The sequence below is a fragment of the Acidovorax sp. GW821-FHT10A04 genome, assembly GCF_059415825.1.
The window spans coordinates 73551-91091 of sequence record NZ_JBWKNZ010000022.1; the positions used below are offsets into that span (position 1 = coordinate 73551).

A 17541-nucleotide genomic window follows, 5' to 3' on the forward strand; every position below is an offset into this window, starting at 1 on the left:
TGACATGGTGGATGGCCGCGCACGGGACTCGGTCAATCGCCGCAGGCCACCGTGCGCAGAGGGCGTAGCGAGGCAGGCTCCCAGGGCGCACGGCCAATCGTGGTGCCGCCGCCCCAGCCGTACTCGAAGCGCTCGCCACCGCCCACGGCGTGCCCGAAGGCGCTGATGCGCCCTTTGCCCACATCAAAGCCCCAGGCCTGTTGAAGGCGGTCAATGCCCAGCCGCGTGCCCGGCGGCAGCACGCGCACCAGCTGCGTGCCATGGAAACCGTCGTTGACGGCATTGCGGGGGTGCGCAGCCAGCACCAGCGCCTTGGCGTCGCGCACGGTGTACAGGCCGGCCTCTTGCACCAGCACCACCTGGGCCGGGGCGCGCAGGGGCAGGCAACCGCTGTTCGAGAGGTCATGCGTGCCCTGGCAGCCGCCCAGTGCGGCCATGCAGGGCAGCAGCGCCCACATCAGCCGGTGCGGAGCGAGCCGCCCGTGCGCTGAAAGAACCGCAGACGCTTTTGCCATGCGTGCACTGTGCCGCAAGCTGCGCCCTGGCCAGGTAGGACAAGGCGCCTCGGTGGCTGCTTGCGATGGCATCCGGCCACGCCAGGCAGGTGGGCCCCTGCAGTGGCGGCCGCGACCCGGCTTGCCTACCGCTTTGCCGGCTGCTGCAGGTCCCTCAACAGCCCGCCGATCAGCGCATCCGTACGGGTCTGGGACTCGGCGTTCATCCACGCCGAGAAGGCCGCCATGGCCGCCTTGTTGGCGCGAACCTCCTTCTTGCCGATGGGGGACTCGTAGTGCGCCAGGATCTCGCGCAAGTCATCGGTCGACAGATCCGCACCGTAACTGGCAGCCCATTTGGCGGCCAGTTCCTTGCCGGAGAACATCTGCGCGCAGCGCTGCAGGAACCGGTCGAACGCAGCCTTGTCCCTGGCGCTGGCCTCGCCACCGCTCTGGGCGGCGATGTCGCCCAGCAGCTTGGCGCCGTAGCCCTTCAGCGACTCGCGCTGGTCGGCCAACTGTTTTTCAAACTGGTCCTGGATACCCTGCGCCGCCTGGATCTTCTGCACCAGCTCCTGCCGGGTTTCCTGGGCAAAGACCGTGGGTGCAGACACGCTGAGCAGGGCCGCTGCGGCGAAGTGGAGGACGAAGCGATGGGGGTGCATGGGTGATGGTTTCCGGTGGGACATACGACGAACAGGGACGCCCTGGATCGGGGCCCGCAGAATGTATCCGCCAGCGGGGCTGATCCGGTGCGTTCGCGCCCTCCTCCACCCGAATGGGTGAGCCTGTTGCGCACGCCCTGCGGCAAGCTGCGCAAAGGCCTGCGCTACCATCCCCGGCAGACCGCCAGGGCGCGCCCACAGACTGCGCGAGACCGGCGCCAGGACCACCCACCGATGCACACCCGCCCGCCCCCGCACGTGATCTTTCGACCCTTTGCCGGCCCCTCGGACTACGAGGCCATGGTCGCCTGCGCCAACGCCAGCTTTGCGGCCGACCACACCGGGTTCTTTCGCACGGTGCACGAGGTGGCGCGCGACTACGCCGCCTTCACCAGCTGCGTGCCCGAGCGCGATGTGTGGATCGCCCAGGCCGGCACCGAGATCGCGGGCTATGTGCGCTCGTGGCCATGGGCGCAGGCCGACGGGCTGCAGCTGTACTCCCAGTTCGCCGTGGTCGCGCCCCAGTGGCGGCGCCAGGGCATCGGCACGGTGCTGCACGCCTGGCTGGAGCAACGCCAGCGCACCCAGGCCGCGGCCGAGCACCCAGGCGCACCGCGGCATGCGCACCACGCCTACATCGTCCAGGGCGAGACCGCACGTGCGGCCCTGCTGGAAAAAGCCGGCTACACGCCTGAGCGCTATATCTTCACCATGCTGCGCCCTACGCTCGACCACGTGGCCGACTTTGCACTGCCCGAAGGGCTGGAGCTGCGGCCCGCGCAGCCCGAGCACTACCGCGCGATCTGGGACGCGCATGGGCGCGCTTTCCAGGACCACTGGGGTCAGGGCAGGCCATCACCCATTTCGCCCCCGCGCTGGCCCCGGCATGGGGATGGATGCGCGAAGCGCGGCGCAGCCCATAGCGGGCTATTGGCAAGCCGTGCGACAAAGCAGACGCCGCATGCCGGGGCCAGCCCGAAGGGAAAGCCTGCAGCGCGGCGCATTGCGGCGTTGCCCTTCGCTTGCGTAGCCATGCTACGCGACACTCAGGGCGCCTTGCACTGCACCGCGCTGCAGGCTTTCGCGGGGGCGAAATGGGTGATGGCCTGCCCATGCCCCCTGATGAAGCCGACTACCTGAAGTGGCTGAAGAGCCCGGTCTTCCAGCCCCACCTGTGGCAGGTGGCGTGGGATGTGCAATCGCACCAGGTCGCCGGCCAGGTGCGCAGCTACATCGATGCCGCATGGAATACCCACAATGGCCGCCAGCGCGGCTGGACCGAGTTCATCAGCGTGGGCGAGCCCTGGCGCCGCCGCGGCTTGGCGCGGGCCCTGATTTCGCACAGCCTGCGCGCCCAGGCCGCCGCCGGCATGGCCGAATCGGGCCTGGCCGTGGACAGCCAGAACGGCAGCGGCGCCCACCGCGTGTACGCAGATTGCGGCTTTGTGGTGGAGCGGCGCAACTGCGTGTACCGCAAGCCGCTGGCAATGGGGGCGGACAGGGGCGCGGGCGGCTGAGCACGGGGCAAGCGCTACCATGGCAGCCATCCGCAGACGGTGCCGCCGCAGCCCCTTGCCAGCACCGGCTTCGTCCTTCGGGCAGACTTGCAGCTTGCCTCTCCAGAACAGCCCCTGAAAGATCCCACCGTTTGACCACCAAGCCCCATATGAAGACCATCGACGAGATGCTGAGCCTGGACCTGCTCACCCGCGACCAGCACTCCCAGATCAGCGCCTGGATTGCGCGCTCGGCCTCGCCCGAGGAGATACTGCAGATGCCCTCCGCCCTGTGGCGGGCCGTGGAGCATGCCAGCCAGGTCATGGGCATCAATGAGGACCTGCTGCGCCCGCCGGCCCTGGACGCGGGCGGCATGGTTACTGGCTAGCCCGCTGGAACCGAGGGACCGGCTGTGCAGCTGAACTTCGCATGCACGCAGTGCGGCCGGTGCTGCCAGAACCACCGGGTGCCGTTGTCGGTGCACGAAGCCACGGCCTGGCTGCGCCGCGGCGGCGATGTCCACCTGCTGTGCGATGCTATTGCCTGGCCCGCCGAGCCCGCGCAGGGCGATGCCCCAGCGCAGTACCGGCGCCAGCGCAGCTTTGCCGCTGCCAGCGGGGCACTGCCGGTGCGCGTGGGCGTGATCCTGGCCGCCTCCTTCCCGGGGCGCTGCCCGCACCTGATGGGCGACAAGCGCTGCAGCATCTATGCCGAGCGGCCACTGGTCTGCCGCATCTACCCGGCATCGATCAACCCCTTCGAGCCCCTGGGTGCCGAATTCAAGGCCTCGAAGGCCTGCCCGCCCGAGGCCTGGGATGCGCACGGCCCGGCCTTCGCACGCGCAGGCCAGCTGGTGGACGCCGCCACCCTGCCGCTGATCGACGAGGCCCGCCGCCGGGCCGTGCAGGAGATGCCCGCCAAGCAGCGCCTGTGCGATGCGCTGGGCATACGGGTCGCCGCCATGGCCAACGAGGGCTTTGCCGTGCACCAGCCCGCACGCGCCGAGCTGCTGGCGGCGCTGCAGCAGTGCAGCGACAACGATGGCGGCGCCGCAGCCGACTCGCCCCCCGGCCACTGGCAACTGCTGAGCCACCAGCCGCAGACGCTGCAGATACTGCACGAGGTGGGCGCGCAGGCACAGCAGGCGCACCAGGCCGCGGGCCTGGCGGTGGAGTACCTGGACCTGCACGCCCCCACGCCCTAAGCGGCGGCGAGAGGGGGTGCACGCCCTTGCAGGTCTTTTGCGCGCCGATGCCTTGAGGGCAGGTCGACGTGGCCCCAGTGCCCGGCGTTGACGAAGCCGCCCACCTGCCAGCCGGGACTTCATCCACAGCTCACACAGACCCGCCACACTGCCGGGCAAGCCCAACCCCGCGTGTACTGCCGGCAGTACCTGCGCCCTGAAGAAAGCGCCTGCCAAGCCATGTCATCCGCCATCGATACCCTTGCGCTGGTGCTGCTGGCCTGGTTCGGCCTGCTGGCCTTCTGGCTGTGGCGCCATCCGGAGGAATGGGCGGCGCTGGGCGTTGGTCGCCTGCAGCGCTACAAGGCCCTGTCCAGGACGCGGCCCTTTGCAATCTGGATCGGCCTGCCCGGCCTGTGCCTGGCCACGGCGGCGTTCACATCGCACCACGCCGGCCTGGCCGAGGCCTGGGAGCAGGCCCGGTGCGGCCCGCAATGCCCGCCCCTGCCGGCCGAGGAACTGCGCGTGCGGGCCATCAAGTCCTACCTGCATATCCTGCTGGACCTGCGCACACCCGCCAGCGATGGCCTGGGCTATGACCAGTTGCTGCTGCTGCCCACGCACCTGGACGCGCAGGGCCTGGTGCAGGGCCTGTACGACGCGACGCTGCTGACCACCCTGACCGCCGGCGCCCAGCCCCTGGCGACCCATGCCGCCATCGATGCGCTGCACGGCGATGCCCTGGCCTCGTACCCCACGGTGGTCGGGCTCTCGCAGGCCCACCGCACGGCGCTCGTCGTGCCCCTGGTCGGCATGCAGCCCCTGGGCCCGCAAGGCCTGCGCGAGCGGGAGGGCGTGGCGGACCGCATCGGCCGCTGGGAGCGCCTGCGGGGCTACGGCGGCCACTTCTTCGAACTCACCGAGTACCGGGACCTGGACCTGTCCTGCTGCATTGAGCGTGGTCCCAGCACCAGCCGCGCCAACGCGCGCCAGCGCATGCAGTACGGCCTGCAACGCATCGCGGCCATCCGGCCCCAGGCCATCGCCGTGTCCAACCGGGGCCAGGTGCTGCTGTGGCGCGACGACCTGGGAGAAAAATCGGGTGTGTCCTACCGGCTGCCGTCCCAAGGCGGCCAAGGCCCGCCTCGCCAGCGCGATGACTGATGGGGCCGCCCCGGGGCTGTGGGCCGGAGTCTTCCCTCACTAGCCGAACAGCACCAGCGCGCAGAGCGCCACCCCGAAGGCCAGCGCGGCCACCAGCGTACCCAGGATGCCGCGCTGCCAACCCGCCAGGTCATCCCACTTGCTGGCCAGCGACAGGAAGGGGTGCCCCGTCAGCAGCTCCAGAAAGCCCGTGAGCACGAACGCCCCCGGCAGCCCCACCACCACCAGGCCCCCACCCACGGGCACCTGGTGCCAATGCACGTGCACCCAATGCACCAGCACGCCACACAGGCCCGCCAGCAGTCCCCCACCCAGCAGCTTGAGCGCGCCGCCGTTTCTCACCGATCCCATCATCACAGGCTCCCTCCCATTTTTTTTGTCTCCCATTGTGATCCCCGTGGTGCGGCGCGCCCCAACCTGGAGTGGCCATCACCGCCGGCCCCTTACATCGCCAGCCGACCAATCCGCTCCTGCGCCAGCCCGACATGCGCCTTGAGTGCGTCGATGCACTGTGCAAAACCTTCGCTGAATCCGCCTTGCCCGCTCCCCTTGCGGGTCTGGCCGAGCAGCCGTGCAACAAAGTCCTGCGCCAGCGGCAGCGCCTGCCGCCAGGTGTGCGCTGCCACCTGCGAGCCGATGACCAGCGCCAGCGGGCGCACCGGCATCTCGCCCGCCGCCGTGGGCGCAAAGGCCATGGGCGTCATGTCATAGGCCGGCGCCAGCTGGTAGGGCAGCCCCCCCTCGGCCATGAACGACAGGTTGCCGCTGTGCATGTCGGTGTTGCCGATCAGCGTGCCAAAGGCCCAGAGCAGGCCGGCCGAGTCCACCGCCTGCGGCTGCACCACGCCTTCGCGCGCCAGGGCCGCCACCATCTCGGGCCAGCGCCCGCTCTGCTCCACGAACTCGGCGTCCAGCGCCGTCAGCGAGTGCAGTGCGCGCCGCCCCAGCGCACCCACCCGGTCAAAGCGCTCCACTTCCAGAAAGCGCTGCCCGCCATGGTCGATGACATGCGTTCGCGCCGCGGCGATGCCATGGTCCCGCAGCACCTGCAGCGCCAGGTGCTCCGCCAGCAACAGGTCGCGCCAGCGCGCACTCACCGGGCTTTGCACCGCAGCACTGAACTTGACGATCACGTGCGCGGGCTCCACCAAGCCCGCAGCCGCCCCCCGGCCACCGCCACCCCAATGCGCATAGGCCGTGAACTTGGGCTGCTCCCCGCCGGCCGACGACCCCGCCTGCTCACCGCGCGACGCAGCCAGCGCCAGCGCCGCGTAGGCCCGCGCCTTGCCGGCCAACGCAATGGGCACCGGCTGGCCCGCGTTGATGAAGGCCTGCTGCGCCGCATCGCCCACCAGCAGGTTGCCGGGCAGGTCCCCGCCCTCGCGCACCAGCGCGCGCATCACGTGCACGTCGCTCCAGTCGGCCAGCCGCTCGGGCAGCCCCAGCGCAGGCCCATGCCGCTGGTTGTAGGCCCGCCCCAGGTAGCCCTGCGGACGCATGTCGAAAAGCCACCAGGGCAAGCCATCGGTGTGCCCGTGCGCGGCACCATCGGCCTGCACCACCACGAAGCCCTCGGGGTACACCGGCACCAGCGTGCCCAGCCCCTGCAACCGGCCTTCGGCCGTCACCTGGCAGATCGGCGCCACCAGATCCGCACGTGCCGTATCGCGCAGCGCATACTGAATAGATCGGGCAGCCCCCAGGCGCAGCACATCCGGCCCCAGCGCCTGCAGCGCACGGGACACCGTGGGCTGGCTTATCTGCAAGGTGTCTGCCAACGTCCGCGCAGTCTTCAACCCGCTTCGCAGCAGATCACGGATGGGGTCCGTGTGGCGATGGGTGGGGGTTTCCATGCAGGTATCTTAGTTCATATGAATTGATTTATGAATAGATACTTGAATGAAAACAGGGCAAAACCAGGACAAGACAGATGCCACCCAATGAGAGCAGGAAGCAGCGAAGGCGCCTTGCGACCAAGGGTGCCTTCACGCCTTCTTCTTGGCAAGCCGCGCCAGGGTGGCCTCATAGGCTTCCAGCACATCGGCCCGGGCCTCGGCGGCGGCATCGAAGCGGCTGGCCAGCACGGCGGCATCGGCCTTGCTGCCCAGCTGACCGATGGCCTTGAAGACCTTCTTCATGAACGCCGCATCGCCACCGATGATGTGCTTTTCAAAGCGCAGCAGGTCGATGGTCGGCTCCACCAGCTGCGGCGCCCCGGTTTTGCCCACCACGTCGAGCAGCTTCTTGTAGTGGTGCAGGTGCGCTTCGGAAAAGCCTTCGCGCTCGTTGAAGAAGGCGAGGAACAGGTCGGTGTACGCCGGGCCGGCCACCTGCAGCAGGATGCGCATGACCATGGCATGCTCGATCTCCAGCTTGCCCGCGGCAAAGTCGTCGTGGTCGGGGTGCCGCGCCAGCGCCGCGTAAAAGCACTCGGTCAGCGGCGCGATGGTGCGTTCGCCGTAACTGCCCAATACGCCCACCAGCAGCTCGGCCTCCACCGAGTAGTGCGGGCGCAGGCCCTTGACCACCATGGCGTGGAACGCGCCCTCGGCCGGGTGGGCCAGCACGCCACGCACGGTCTCTTCGTCGTAGTGGCTGTGCGTCAGGTTGAAGAAGGCCTCGCCCAGCAGCGCCAGGTCGGTGATGGCATACAGCTGCGACCAGCTCTTGGACTGCATCAGGTCGGCCACGCGCCAGGCCTCGGCGTGCGCGGGATCGGGCACATACGGTTCTTCGGGCAGCAGCAATTGCAGCGCCTGCTGTTCCTCGCGGTGCGGGGCATCGGCGTAGAAGCGGGTGAATTGCCTGCCCGCCAGCGGCGCCAGGCTGGCCACGGGGTTGTCGTGCACCTCCAGGTCCACCACCCACGGGCACGCAGCCAGCGGGGAGAGGTCGCGGACCTGGTTGCCCTTCACGCTCAGCCGGGCCAGGCGCGGGTAGCTCTGCACAAAGGACAGGTCCGTGAGGCGGCCACCCGACACGATGAGGCTTTCCAACCGCGGCAGGTCCAGCCCGGCCGGAAACGCCGTGAGCTTGCTGTTGAAAAGGTACAGCGATTCCAGCGCCTCGAAGCCGTTGAGGTCCTCGAAGTTGGAGAACGCGCAACCGTCCATTGAGATGTGCCGCAGGCGCGGCAGCGCGCGCAGCGCCTTGAGGTTGGTGAACCGGAGCCGGTCGAGCCGCAGGTAGCGCAGGCCGGTGAGGTGGGCAATGCGCGCCAGGTCCACGGGCTCGGCCATCTTGCTGCTGCGCAGCGACAGCTCCTGCACATCGTCGCAGCCGGCGATCTGGTCCAGGTCTTCACTGGTGAACCGGTCCAGGGCCAGGCTCTCGGCGTGGTTGAGTACGGTGATGGAGGAGGAGATGCGGTCGGTCCATCTGGATTTGGATTTTGCGGCGGCCATGGGATTGGGCAATGGTGTCTGCGATCGAAAGGTTCCGTCCGATCATAGGAGGCCTTGGCGTGGCCCAATGGACATGTTGTCCAGCGGGCGCACGGCGCCATCGCGCAGATGCACCAGGAGCTTCACAGCCCGCCCAGAAACGCCCGCAGCAGCCGGTTAATGCACTCAGGGCGCTCCAGCGACGGCAGGTGCGCCGTGCCCTGCAGCACCGCGCCGTCCCCGTTGGGCAACTGCTGCGCAGCCATCTGGCTGCGCTCCTGGATGTGGGGAAAGTCCAGGTCGCCCCAGGCCACCCAGGCGGGCGCCTGGATCTCGCGCAGGCGGCCATGCACGGGCAGGTCGTCTGTCTCTGCGCCGCGCTGGTTGCTGCTTGAAAGCGCGATGGCATTCATCTCCAGGAACAGCGCCCGGGCCCCGCCGCCCACGCGCTGGGCGGGCGACAACGGGCCATCGAGCCACAGATGTGCCTTGATGGCGTTGAGCAAGGGCATGTCCTGCGCCTCCTCGACTCGCTGTTGCTCGCGCAGCAACTGCGCAATCTCCTGCGCATGCTGCGGCGTTGGCGCACCGCTGAGGGTGGGCGCGACCAGGAACAGGCCTCGCACCCGGTCGGGGTGTGCCAGCGCCGCCTCCAGCGCAATGCGCCCGCCCTGCGAGCAGGCCACCAGCACCACGGGCTCTGCCACGCCCAGATGGTCCAGCACCGCCAGCCAGTCGGCAATGGACGAAGACGCGCTGCTGCGCACGGGTGAGCCCCCAAAGCCCGGGCGGTCGTAAGCAATCAGCCGATGCGAACCAGCCAGCGCATCCATCTGGGCCGCCCACATACGCCGGTCGCACACCGCCGCATGCAGGAAAACGACCGGCGCGCCGCGCCCGGCAGTCTGCACCGACAGCGGCGTGCCTTGCGACTCGACTTTCAACGTTTGTGCCATGTGCAACCTCCGCGCCACGTTCTGGCCATGGGCGGAGTATGCGGTGGACAACGATCAGCAGGCTTTCCTCGTCTCACTCACCCGCCCACATACGCCGCCAGCTCCTCCGGCGCCCCCTTCGGAAACGCCTCCTTCAAATGCTCCAGAAACGCCGACACCCGCGCGCTCAGCAGCCGGCGTGAGGGGTACAGCGCCCACAGCTCGATGTCCGGCCCCGGCACATCGCCCCAGTGCGCCAGGGTGCCGGCCGCGATGTCATGGCCGACCAGGGAGATGGGCAGGCGCGCCACACCCACGCCGAGGCGCACGGCGTCGCGCACCATGATGAGCGAGGCGAGGCTGAGCACTGGGTCGATGGCGATGGTCTGCACCGGCGGCTGCCCCGCCGGGGCCCTGCCCTTGCCTTTCACCGACGCCGCCATCTCCCACGTGCTGCCTTGCTGCGCGCCCGTGCCGCGCATGACCGCAGGCACGGCTGCGGTGCTGCCCTTGCGCGGCCGCGCCAGGCCGGGCGGGGCCACCAGCACCAGGCGGTCGCGCAGCAGCACGCGGCCGATCAGGCTGGCGTCGGGCAGCGGGTTGACGCGGATCACCAGGTCGTAGCCCTCCTCCACCATGTCCACGCTGCGGTCCTCGGTGGTCACCTCCAGCCGCACTGCCGGGTAGCGCAGCGCAAAGTCGGCCGCCAGCCGGCCCATGGCGGTCTGCGAGAACAGCAGCGGCGCGCTGATGCGCAGGCGCCCGCGCGGCTGCTCGCCGCCCGAGGCGATGGCGGCGGCGGCCTCATCGATCTCGGTCAGCAGCGCACCGGTGCGCTCGTGCAACGCGCGGCCCTCTTCGGTGAGCTTCACGGCGCGGGCGCCGCGCTCCAGCAGGCGCAAGCCCAAGGACGCTTCGAGCTCGGCCACGCGGCGCGACAGCGTGGCCTTGGGGCGCCCCGATGCGCGCGCGGCGCGCCCAAAGCCGCCGTGGCGGGCGACGAGGTTGAAGTCGGCAAGGGTGTGCAGGTCCATGGCGGAGTGTTCCGATTTTGAGACGGTCTGTCCAACTATAACGGCTATCGGATCATGTATGAGATCCATAAAGTTCGGGCTGTCAACCCCAACCGGAGAAATTCCATGACCACCGCTTCTTCCGCCCACCCTTCTTCTTCCCCCGCCATCCTCGTCACCGGTGCCACCGGCACCGTGGGCCGCCAGGTCGTGCAGCAACTCGCCCGGCGCGGCGCCAACGTGCGTGCCCTGGTGCGCGATGTCGCCAAGGCCGGCGGCCTGCCCGCCGGCGTGGCGGCCGTGCAGGGCGACCTGCTCGACGTGGATTCGCTGCGTGCCGCGTTCCAGGGCGTGGACACGCTGTTCCTGCTCAACGCCGTGGTGCCCGACGAGTTCACCCAAGCCCTGGTGGCGCTGAACCTGGCACGCGAGGCGGGCATCACGCGCATCGTTTATCTCTCGGTGATCCATGCCGACCGCTATGTCAACGTGCCGCACTTTGCCGGCAAGTACGGCGTGGAGCGCATGATCGAGCAGATGGGCTTTGGCGCCAGCATCCTGCGCCCCGCCTACTTCATGGGCAACGACCTCAGCATCAAGGATGTGGTGCTGGCCCACGGTGTGTACCCCATGCCCATTGGCGCCAAGGGGCTGGCCATGGTGGACACGGCCGACATCGCCGAGGTGGCCGCCATCGAGCTGCTGCGCCGCGCCCAGGCCAGCGGCCCGCTGCCCACCACGCGCATCAACCTGGTGGGCCCCGACACGCTCACAGGCGCCAGCGTGGCCGCTACCTGGGCCGAAGTGCTGGGCCGCCCCATCGTGCATGGTGGCGACGACACCGCCGCCTTCGAAGCCAACCTGCGCCACTTCATGCCCGGCTGGATGGCCTACGACATGCGCCTGATGGCCGAGCGCTTTCTCACCGACGGCATGGCGCCCGAGGCGGGCGACGTGGACCGCCTGACCGCGCTGCTCGGCCGCCCGCTGCGCAGCTACCGCGACTTTGCGGCACAGGTCGCTGCCCAGGCCTGAATGCCCCAATCAAACCATCCAGGAGAACCACCATGATCTATTCCACCGCCACCGTCCCCGTCAACCCCGCTGGCGAAATGCCACTCACCCGCGAGCAGGCCTGGGCCGGCCTTGTTCTCAAGGCCCGCGATGCGCGCCAGTTCCTGCCGCCCGGCCTGTGCACGCGCTGCGACGTGGTCTACGACGGGGCCGATCACATCGTGCGCGAAGCCACCATCGGCGGCGCCGAGCTGCGCGAGATCATCGCGTTCGAGCCCGGCCAGAAGGTGAGCTTCTTCCAGGCCACCGGCCCGCGCGAGGGCGTGATCGTCAACGAGCTTTTCGAGGACGAGGCAGGCGAGCTGCAGCTGCGCTTTTACTGTTACACCGGCCTGCGCGGCAAAGAACCAGGCGGCGCAGAGGAACAGGCCGAGCAGGCCTGGATGGACAGCGACAAGGGCTACAAGACCGCGCTGCTGTCCACCTTGGCGCGCACGCGCGAGCTGGTGGCGGCGGGCTCGCTTTGAGCACTGGATGAATAAAGACCAACGGCGCAGGCCCCCAGGGGACGCACCGCCAGAGCTGCGCTCCCGCCGCGCCCTGCACCACGGCGCCGGACGGGCTGGCGGCTACTACTTGTGCGGAATCGCAATCGGCCCACCCGGGCCCGGCCGCTTGACCACGCCCAGCGGGTTTTCACCGAACGCCACCCGCTCGCTTGTCGAGGCGTTCATGAGGGTGATGAAGAACGGCTTGAGCGGCACAAAATCGAAGTCCTTCTCCATCACCAGGTAGCGTGGAATGTTCTGGCCATCCAGCAGGCCGCTGCTGCCCAACTGCACCTGGCGGAAGCGGCGGCTGGCGGGGTTGGCGGAGTGCAGGCGCTGCAGTTCGCGCGCCGAAAGCGCCGCACGCGGCTGCACGAAGGCGCTTCTGGCCTTGAAGCGCACCCAGGTGGAGCCGCCGGGCGGGATGGCCGTGGAATTGGCGCTTACCGATTCGACAACACTGCCCGTGGGGCTGCCAGGCTTGGGCGCCCCCAGGATGGACAAGCGCAGCTCCAGCTGGTACGAGGTCTCGCTGCCCTGGTTCTTGACCAGCATGTCGAGCTGGTTCTTCGAGCCCGGCACTGCCTTGAAGTCGATGAATTTGAGGTTGGAAAACGGGCTGGGATCGCCCTCTTTCCACTGCGGCGCCAGCGAGGGGGCCAGGCCCGACTCCCATACGAAGTAGTTGTCATCCTCGTTGGACTCGGTGACCGAATGGTACATGTCGGCCTGGAACATGAAGCCGTACTTCACGCCAAAATCCGCCTTGGCCGTGCCCTTGGGCAACTGCATCGAAAAGCCTTGCGCGCAAGCGTTTGTGCCGCCGGGATAGGCACCCAGGCCATCGACCAGGTAGGTCGTGAACGGGGTCGAGCCCGATGTCGACTTGGAAGTCTGCCCCGGGAACACCTGGAAGAACACCTTGAACGGCCCCGCTGGGCCGGTGGGATTCTGCGGATTCAGCGCCCGCTTCTCGGCGGGCCACTTGGGGTCGAGGTTGGCGTTGACCACTGTGACGTGGGCAAACCAGGGCTGCTCCGGATCGTAGCACGGCATGCCAGGCGTCGCCTCTTCCAGGCCATCGAAATAGATCCGCAAATTGGGCTGTGGCATGCGCGTCCCTCGTGTCGTGTGTGGTTGGAGCTGCGGATGGTGGCATGCGGGCCGGGCGGCAGCAAGGCGCAAACTGTCTCTGTCTGTTAAAGCCGCTGTCGCCAGGGCACAGGGGCGAGGCCAGATGGCCGTGCGGCGAGGCATGCCTCGGCTGTCCAGCCGTGCTCGCGCAGGGGTTGGCGGATGAGCTGGTTCTGGCGGTCTACCCCGGGCCCGGCCACACACTGAAATGCATGCGCTGCACAATAATGCACCGCATGCCCAGGCGCCCGCACCACAACGTCTATGTCGTCGAACTGTCGATGGCGGTGCTGCGCGAGCGCAAGTTCCTGCGCTGCAACCCCGGCTACATCGAGGGCAAGCCCTGTGTGTATGTGGGCATGACCGGGCTGGACCCGGATGTGCGCTTCGACAAGCACAAGGCCGGCATCCAGGCCAACCGCTTTGTCATGCTGTACGGCCTGCGCCTGCTGCCCGACCTGTACGAGGGCTTCAACCCCATGCGCTACGACGATGCGGTGGAGCGCGAGATCGAGATCGGCATCGATCTGCGCTCGGCGGGCTTCGGGGTCTGGCAGGCGTGAAGTAAAACACCCCCTGAGTCGCTTCGCGCCTTCCCCCTCTCTCGTCTCGCTGCGCGAGTCGGGAGGGGGACGCTCCCGGTGCGGCGGGGCGGCCCTTGCACGGGAGCACTGGCCTTGGCCGCGCCAGTTTCAGGCGTCAATTCCAGGTCCGGGCGAGCTTGGCATGGGTGCGCCTCTTTGGTGCGTGGATTGACGCCAGTCAAGCAAACCTTGACCTTCGTCAAGGCGCCCCGGCTCTGGCGTCCGGACAATCGGCTGCATCGTCCAGCGGAGCCTTTTCCATGCGCCACAACCTGCCAGTCACCGGACAGGAATATGCTGTCCCCAAGGGCCAGACCCTCGTCTCCACCACCGACACCCAGGGCCGCATCACCCATTGCAACGCGGCCTTCGTGGCCGTCAGCGGCTACACGCACGAAGAGCTGCTGGGCCAGCCCCACAACCTCATTCGCCACCCCGACATGCCCGAGGAAGCGTTCCGCGACATGTGGGCCACCATCGCCTCGGGCCGGCCCTGGTCGGCCCCGGTGAAGAACCGGCGCAAGGACGGCGACCACTACTGGGTGATGGCCAACGCCACGCCGCTGCTGCAGGACGGGCGCCCGGTGGGCTACATGTCGGTGCGCACCGAGGCCACGCGCGCGCAGATCGCGGCGGCCGAGCAGCTGTATGCCACCATGCGCGCAGAAAAGCAGGCCGGGCGGCGCGTGCACGGGCTGCGCTCGGGCCGCGTGCTGCGGCACACGCTGGCCGGGCGCGTGGCGCACGGGCTGGCCACACTGGGCCTGTCGGCCCGGCTGGCGCTGGCACTGCTCGCATTGCTGGCGACCTCGCTGGCCACCAGCATGCTGCTGCCCGGCGCGGCCGGCTGGGCAGTGCTGCTGGCACTGTTCGGCACGGCCTGGTGGTACCTGGCGCGGCTGCTGGTGCGGCCCATCGCGGGGCTCACCCTGGCGGCCAACCGGGTCGCAGCCGGCGACCTGACGACCACCGTGCGCAGGGGCCGCAACGACGAACTCGGCGACCTGGAGCAGGCGCTGGGCCAGTTGTCGTTCAACCTCTGCGCCATCGTGCGCGATGCCCGCGACGAAAGCGAATCCATGCGCCTGGGCGCGCAGGAGATCGCCCAAGGCAACCTCGATTTGTCGGCGCGCACCGAGTCGCAGGCCGCCAGCCTGGAGCAGACCGCGGCGTCCATGGAGCAGATCACCGGCACCGTGCGCCAGAGCGCCGACGCCGCCCGCCAGGCCACGGCACTGGCCGACCAGGCCAGCGCGGCCGCCGCGCGCAGCCGCGAGGCGGTGGACAGTGTGGGCCAGACCATGCGCGACATCCAGGGCGACTCGAGCCGCATCGGCGAGATCACGCAGGTGATCGACTCCATCGCCTTCCAGACCAACATCCTGGCGCTCAATGCCGCAGTGGAAGCCGCCCGCGCCGGCGAACAGGGCCGGGGCTTTGCCGTGGTAGCCAGCGAAGTGCGCAGCCTGGCCGGGCGCAGCGCTGACGCGGCCAAGGAGATCAAGCAGCTCATCGACCAGTCGGCCCACCGCGTGGAGCAGGGCCAGCAGCGCACCCAGGCGGCCCAGGCCACCATGGTCGAGGTGGTCGAGGGCGTGCGCCGCGTGGGCGCCGTGGTCGGCGAGATCAGCCACGCCAGCCAGGAGCAGCTGGCCGGCATCTCCGAGGTCAATACCGCCGTGGGCCAGCTCGACACCATCACCCAGGAGAACGCTGCCCTGGTCGAGCAGGTGGCGGCTGCAGCGCAGGGGCTGACGCGCACTGCGGGTGCGGTGGCGGATTCGGTGCAGGTGTTTCGGCTGGAGGCGGGGGGGCTGCCGGCGCGGGCTGCGGTGCCAGCGCCGGCACCGGGTCAGCAGCGTGCCAGGTCGGCAGTGCAGTCGCGTGGCCGGGCGTTGACTGCGGTGTGATGCAAAGCTTCAGCCGTCACCACCGTGCTCAGCCGCCAACTGGCCCTAGAAATCCGCTGCGGTAACCCGCGATGAATGCGCGCAGCCGCCGCGCATCACCGTCCATTGCCAGTTGGCTGCGCACGCGCAAAAGCGCGTCCAGCATTTGCTCAGGGTCAGCAAGAATGGCACGCACCTGCTGTGCGGTTCCCGGACTGCAGAGCATTGCAGCATCCTTGCCGAGCAACGCCGCGCCGGCCAGGTCGGGATCGTGGCCGGCCATCTCCAGCAGCGCCGCCTCTTCTTCGTAGAGCCGGTCCATATTGCCGGCATTGGCATACGCCTGCGCCAATGCAAGAAAGTCGGTGGCATCCTTGTTGTTTTCGCTACCGCGGTCACGCCAGGCGAGCAGCTTGAGCACCGACAACGCGGGCAGCGTGCAGACATGAATCGACAGCCCCGCACCCAGATCCACCAGATCCGCGCTCTCCAACCCCTCCCTGAACCCGGCCACATTGAGCACCACGTCGTGGCCAGGCGGCCAGGTGATGGTCTGGTCCTCTCCTGCAACGCCCCCGAAAGGAATGAGATCCAGCGGAATTCCACCGGGCCGCAAGTAGTGCATCCGGTGGGACATGCCATGCACCTCAAAGAATGCCTCCGTCGCGGTGAGCCGATTCTTCAGCATGGTGAAGCGCTCCCAGCTGTCGATGTACAGGCCGATGTCCACATCGCGCGTGGCCCTTCGCACTGCCTGACCATGCACATGCGTGAGCATGATGTCCCGGGCCATGGCTCCGCCCACGAACACATCGATGCCCAGCGCCTGCGTGGCCGCTTTGGCATGCGCAAGAATCGCATGCAGGCCTGGATCGATGGGACGTTCGGCCAGTACCCTAAGCATTCTTGAGCCGCTCCAGCAGCATGCCCGCAACCTCCACGCTGCGGCCTTCGTTGCTGGCCATCAGGTCGGAGTAGACCAACAGCAAGGGCGCCACAGCCGGCACAAAGACCTTTGCATTCGCCTTCGCCTGGTCTGCGAGCGGCCAGAAGGCATCCAACACTTCGATGGGCCCCTCAGGGTCTGGGCGCAGGCGATGCTTGCGCAGCAGTTGGCCCCTGTCCAGCCAACTGTAGATGCACGCGCTGGCTGGGTTGATGTATTGCGTGATCGCAGCGGCAGCCACCTCACCGCCCAGCGCCACTTCGGGTTCATCAGTCAGAAGACTGCTCCCCCGCCAATCGGCACCATCCACGCAGGCGTACCGCTGCGGCTTGAGCTTGCCCCGCAGCGAAATCGGATACTGCCGCGCCCACTCCATCTGCAGCGTCTGTATGTTCGCCACCCGCCGCTGGCGCGCTCCACCCGTGATGAAGCCCAGCGCCGCCAGGTCCTCGATGGCATTCGATGTAGATCCCAGCGCGGCACCGGCCGCCTCGGCAATGGCCCGCACCGGCTGCTGCGCCAAGCCCTCGACCGTCAGCAGCGCAAAGATGACCCGCAAGGTGCTGGCCTTGCGCAGGGCGGATTGGTCCGCCGGAATGCGGGGCGCCTTGGGGCGTGGCTTGCCGGTGATGAACAGATGCGTCCCCGGGACATCGAGGTGGGCATTGCCTGCAGTGTCCAGGAAGTTGATTCCGGTGCGCTGGCATTCCTGGGCCAGATGGGCCGACATGTAGGGCGCGATCAAAAGCCATGGTTGCCCGTTGGTCTCGCGAGCCTCTTTCTCCATGCGATACCAGACCAGGCTGTTGCGCTCGACACGACGTACTTGTACCGCAAACGGGCCGAGGTCTTGCCCCAGTCGGCTGAGTTGGACGGTTGCGTCGATGCCGTTATCCATTGCACCCCGCATAGTCAGAACCTCGCCTTGCAGAACTGGCTCTGCGGCGTGCAAGGCTTGCTCGATCACTAACATGTTGTTCATTTTTTTAACATGTTCGTTTTTCATGAACGCCAATGATAAGCGAACAAAGCACAAGGAAGGCGATCGTGGCACAAACTATGGCAGGCGAAAAAACACTGTATTAAAATACA

General features: G+C 68.3%; 19 protein-coding genes. 9 read left to right on the top strand and 10 right to left on the bottom strand.

All coding sequences use genetic code 11. From position 1 onward, the window contains the following. Positions 1-32: 32 nt before the first annotated feature. Together AC07PF_RS31195 and AC07PF_RS31200 are read right to left on the bottom strand one after the other, a co-directional pair. Positions 33-515 (bottom strand): hypothetical protein, encoded by a 483-nt coding sequence (locus AC07PF_RS31195; protein ID WP_494614507.1) that lies wholly within the window; start codon positions 513-515, stop codon positions 33-35. Between the two features lie 125 nt (positions 516-640). After that, a complete protein-coding gene (locus AC07PF_RS31200; protein ID WP_007853322.1) occupies positions 641-1159 on the bottom strand; it encodes a DUF2059 domain-containing protein in 519 nt (172 codons plus the stop codon). Between the two features lie 234 nt (positions 1160-1393). Between AC07PF_RS31200 and AC07PF_RS31205 the strand changes: the two genes are divergently transcribed. The 5 genes from AC07PF_RS31205 to AC07PF_RS31225 all read left to right on the top strand — a co-directional run bounded on the left by AC07PF_RS31205 (position 1394) and on the right by AC07PF_RS31225 (position 5003). Further along, positions 1394-2299, top strand: coding sequence for a GNAT family N-acetyltransferase (locus AC07PF_RS31205; RefSeq protein WP_494614508.1), 906 nt, complete (start codon positions 1394-1396; stop codon positions 2297-2299). Continuing rightward, a complete protein-coding gene (locus AC07PF_RS31210; protein WP_494614509.1) occupies positions 2272-2676 on the top strand; it encodes a GNAT family N-acetyltransferase in 405 nt (134 codons plus the stop codon). The genes AC07PF_RS31205 and AC07PF_RS31210 overlap by 28 nt, the downstream gene beginning before the upstream one ends. A 149-nt stretch (positions 2677-2825) precedes the next feature. Beyond that, entirely contained in the window at positions 2826-3044 is a 219-nt protein-coding gene (locus AC07PF_RS31215; RefSeq protein WP_494610087.1) for a hypothetical protein, read from the top strand. A 24-nt stretch (positions 3045-3068) separates the two neighbouring features. Further along, complete coding sequence (locus AC07PF_RS31220; protein WP_494614510.1) at positions 3069-3860, top strand: YkgJ family cysteine cluster protein; 792 nt, start codon at positions 3069-3071, stop codon at positions 3858-3860. Between the two features lie 219 nt (positions 3861-4079). Beyond that, positions 4080-5003 (top strand): hypothetical protein, encoded by a 924-nt coding sequence (locus tag AC07PF_RS31225; RefSeq protein WP_494614511.1) that lies wholly within the window; start codon positions 4080-4082, stop codon positions 5001-5003. A gap of 39 nt (positions 5004-5042) precedes the next feature. Here AC07PF_RS31225 and AC07PF_RS31230 read toward each other — a convergent pair whose 3' ends face one another. From AC07PF_RS31230 to AC07PF_RS31250, 5 genes are all read right to left on the bottom strand, one after another. Further along, entirely contained in the window at positions 5043-5354 is a 312-nt protein-coding gene (locus AC07PF_RS31230; protein WP_494614512.1) for a hypothetical protein, read from the bottom strand. Between the two features lie 92 nt (positions 5355-5446). Continuing rightward, positions 5447-6856 (bottom strand): type II toxin-antitoxin system HipA family toxin YjjJ, encoded by a 1410-nt coding sequence (gene yjjJ, locus AC07PF_RS31235; RefSeq protein WP_494614513.1) that lies wholly within the window; start codon positions 6854-6856, stop codon positions 5447-5449. 132 nt (positions 6857-6988) lie between these two features. Further along, on the bottom strand, positions 6989-8407 hold the full coding sequence (locus tag AC07PF_RS31240; RefSeq protein WP_494614514.1) for a leucine-rich repeat domain-containing protein: 1419 nt from the start codon (positions 8405-8407) through the stop codon (positions 6989-6991). 122 nt (positions 8408-8529) lie between these two features. Beyond that, positions 8530-9342: an alpha/beta fold hydrolase gene (locus tag AC07PF_RS31245; RefSeq protein WP_494614515.1), complete on the bottom strand. Its 813-nt coding sequence runs from the start codon at positions 9340-9342 to the stop codon at positions 8530-8532. 77 nt (positions 9343-9419) lie between these two features. Beyond that, positions 9420-10355, bottom strand: coding sequence for a LysR family transcriptional regulator (locus AC07PF_RS31250; RefSeq protein ID WP_494614516.1), 936 nt, complete (start codon positions 10353-10355; stop codon positions 9420-9422). 105 nt (positions 10356-10460) lie between these two features. Here AC07PF_RS31250 and AC07PF_RS31255 point away from each other — a divergent pair, with 105 nt between their 5' ends. Continuing rightward, positions 10461-11369 carry an SDR family oxidoreductase gene (locus AC07PF_RS31255; RefSeq protein WP_494614517.1) on the top strand — a complete coding sequence of 303 codons (909 nt, stop codon included), beginning with the start codon at positions 10461-10463 and terminating at the stop codon, positions 11367-11369. Positions 11370-11401: 32 nt separating this feature from the next. Beyond that, entirely contained in the window at positions 11402-11875 is a 474-nt protein-coding gene (locus AC07PF_RS31260; protein ID WP_494614518.1) for an AtaL-like protein, read from the top strand. 105 nt (positions 11876-11980) lie between these two features. On the opposite strand, the gene AC07PF_RS31265 is transcribed toward AC07PF_RS31260, so the two are convergent. Beyond that, a complete protein-coding gene (locus AC07PF_RS31265; protein WP_494614519.1) occupies positions 11981-13009 on the bottom strand; it encodes a hypothetical protein in 1029 nt (342 codons plus the stop codon). Positions 13010-13266: 257 nt separating this feature from the next. Here AC07PF_RS31265 and AC07PF_RS31270 point away from each other — a divergent pair, with 257 nt between their 5' ends. Together AC07PF_RS31270 and AC07PF_RS31275 are read left to right on the top strand one after the other, a co-directional pair. Beyond that, a complete protein-coding gene (locus tag AC07PF_RS31270) occupies positions 13267-13593 on the top strand; it encodes a hypothetical protein (RefSeq protein ID WP_035203068.1) in 327 nt (108 codons plus the stop codon). Between the two features lie 281 nt (positions 13594-13874). Continuing rightward, on the top strand, positions 13875-15524 hold the full coding sequence (locus tag AC07PF_RS31275) for a methyl-accepting chemotaxis protein (RefSeq protein WP_494614520.1): 1650 nt from the start codon (positions 13875-13877) through the stop codon (positions 15522-15524). A gap of 28 nt (positions 15525-15552) precedes the next feature. Here AC07PF_RS31275 and AC07PF_RS31280 read toward each other — a convergent pair whose 3' ends face one another. Together AC07PF_RS31280 and AC07PF_RS31285 are read right to left on the bottom strand one after the other, a co-directional pair. Beyond that, the gene (locus tag AC07PF_RS31280; protein WP_494614521.1) at positions 15553-16407 is read right to left on the bottom strand and encodes a nucleotidyl transferase AbiEii/AbiGii toxin family protein; all 855 of its coding nucleotides are present in this window, start codon (positions 16405-16407) and stop codon (positions 15553-15555) included. Next, on the bottom strand, positions 16400-17455 hold the full coding sequence (locus AC07PF_RS31285) for a type IV toxin-antitoxin system AbiEi family antitoxin (protein WP_494614522.1): 1056 nt from the start codon (positions 17453-17455) through the stop codon (positions 16400-16402). The genes AC07PF_RS31280 and AC07PF_RS31285 overlap by 8 nt, the downstream gene beginning before the upstream one ends. Positions 17456-17541 lie beyond the last annotated feature (86 nt).

What these genes read in the sequence shown, in the direction of transcription:
- AC07PF_RS31195 (WP_494614507.1), bottom strand. Translation starts at nt 515, where the DNA reads ATGGCAAAAGCGTCTGCGGTTCTTTCAGCGCACGGGCGGCTCGCTCCG.
- AC07PF_RS31200 (WP_007853322.1), bottom strand. Translation starts at nt 1,159, where the DNA reads ATGCACCCCCATCGCTTCGTCCTCCACTTCGCCGCAGCGGCCCTGCTC.
- AC07PF_RS31205 (WP_494614508.1), top strand. Translation starts at nt 1,394, where the DNA reads ATGCACACCCGCCCGCCCCCGCACGTGATCTTTCGACCCTTTGCCGGC.
- AC07PF_RS31210 (WP_494614509.1), top strand. Translation starts at nt 2,272, where the DNA reads ATGCCCCCTGATGAAGCCGACTACCTGAAGTGGCTGAAGAGCCCGGTC.
- AC07PF_RS31215 (WP_494610087.1), top strand. Translation starts at nt 2,826, where the DNA reads ATGAAGACCATCGACGAGATGCTGAGCCTGGACCTGCTCACCCGCGAC.
- AC07PF_RS31225 (WP_494614511.1), top strand. Translation starts at nt 4,080, where the DNA reads ATGTCATCCGCCATCGATACCCTTGCGCTGGTGCTGCTGGCCTGGTTC.
- AC07PF_RS31230 (WP_494614512.1), bottom strand. Translation starts at nt 5,354, where the DNA reads ATGGGATCGGTGAGAAACGGCGGCGCGCTCAAGCTGCTGGGTGGGGGA.
- yjjJ (WP_494614513.1), bottom strand. Translation starts at nt 6,856, where the DNA reads ATGGAAACCCCCACCCATCGCCACACGGACCCCATCCGTGATCTGCTG.
- AC07PF_RS31240 (WP_494614514.1), bottom strand. Translation starts at nt 8,407, where the DNA reads ATGGCCGCCGCAAAATCCAAATCCAGATGGACCGACCGCATCTCCTCC.
- AC07PF_RS31245 (WP_494614515.1), bottom strand. Translation starts at nt 9,342, where the DNA reads ATGGCACAAACGTTGAAAGTCGAGTCGCAAGGCACGCCGCTGTCGGTG.
- AC07PF_RS31250 (WP_494614516.1), bottom strand. Translation starts at nt 10,355, where the DNA reads ATGGACCTGCACACCCTTGCCGACTTCAACCTCGTCGCCCGCCACGGC.
- AC07PF_RS31255 (WP_494614517.1), top strand. Translation starts at nt 10,461, where the DNA reads ATGACCACCGCTTCTTCCGCCCACCCTTCTTCTTCCCCCGCCATCCTC.
- AC07PF_RS31260 (WP_494614518.1), top strand. Translation starts at nt 11,402, where the DNA reads ATGATCTATTCCACCGCCACCGTCCCCGTCAACCCCGCTGGCGAAATG.
- AC07PF_RS31265 (WP_494614519.1), bottom strand. Translation starts at nt 13,009, where the DNA reads ATGCCACAGCCCAATTTGCGGATCTATTTCGATGGCCTGGAAGAGGCG.
- AC07PF_RS31270 (WP_035203068.1), top strand. Translation starts at nt 13,267, where the DNA reads ATGCCCAGGCGCCCGCACCACAACGTCTATGTCGTCGAACTGTCGATG.
- AC07PF_RS31275 (WP_494614520.1), top strand. Translation starts at nt 13,875, where the DNA reads ATGCGCCACAACCTGCCAGTCACCGGACAGGAATATGCTGTCCCCAAG.
- AC07PF_RS31280 (WP_494614521.1), bottom strand. Translation starts at nt 16,407, where the DNA reads ATGCTTAGGGTACTGGCCGAACGTCCCATCGATCCAGGCCTGCATGCG.
- AC07PF_RS31285 (WP_494614522.1), bottom strand. Translation starts at nt 17,455, where the DNA reads ATGAAAAACGAACATGTTAAAAAAATGAACAACATGTTAGTGATCGAG.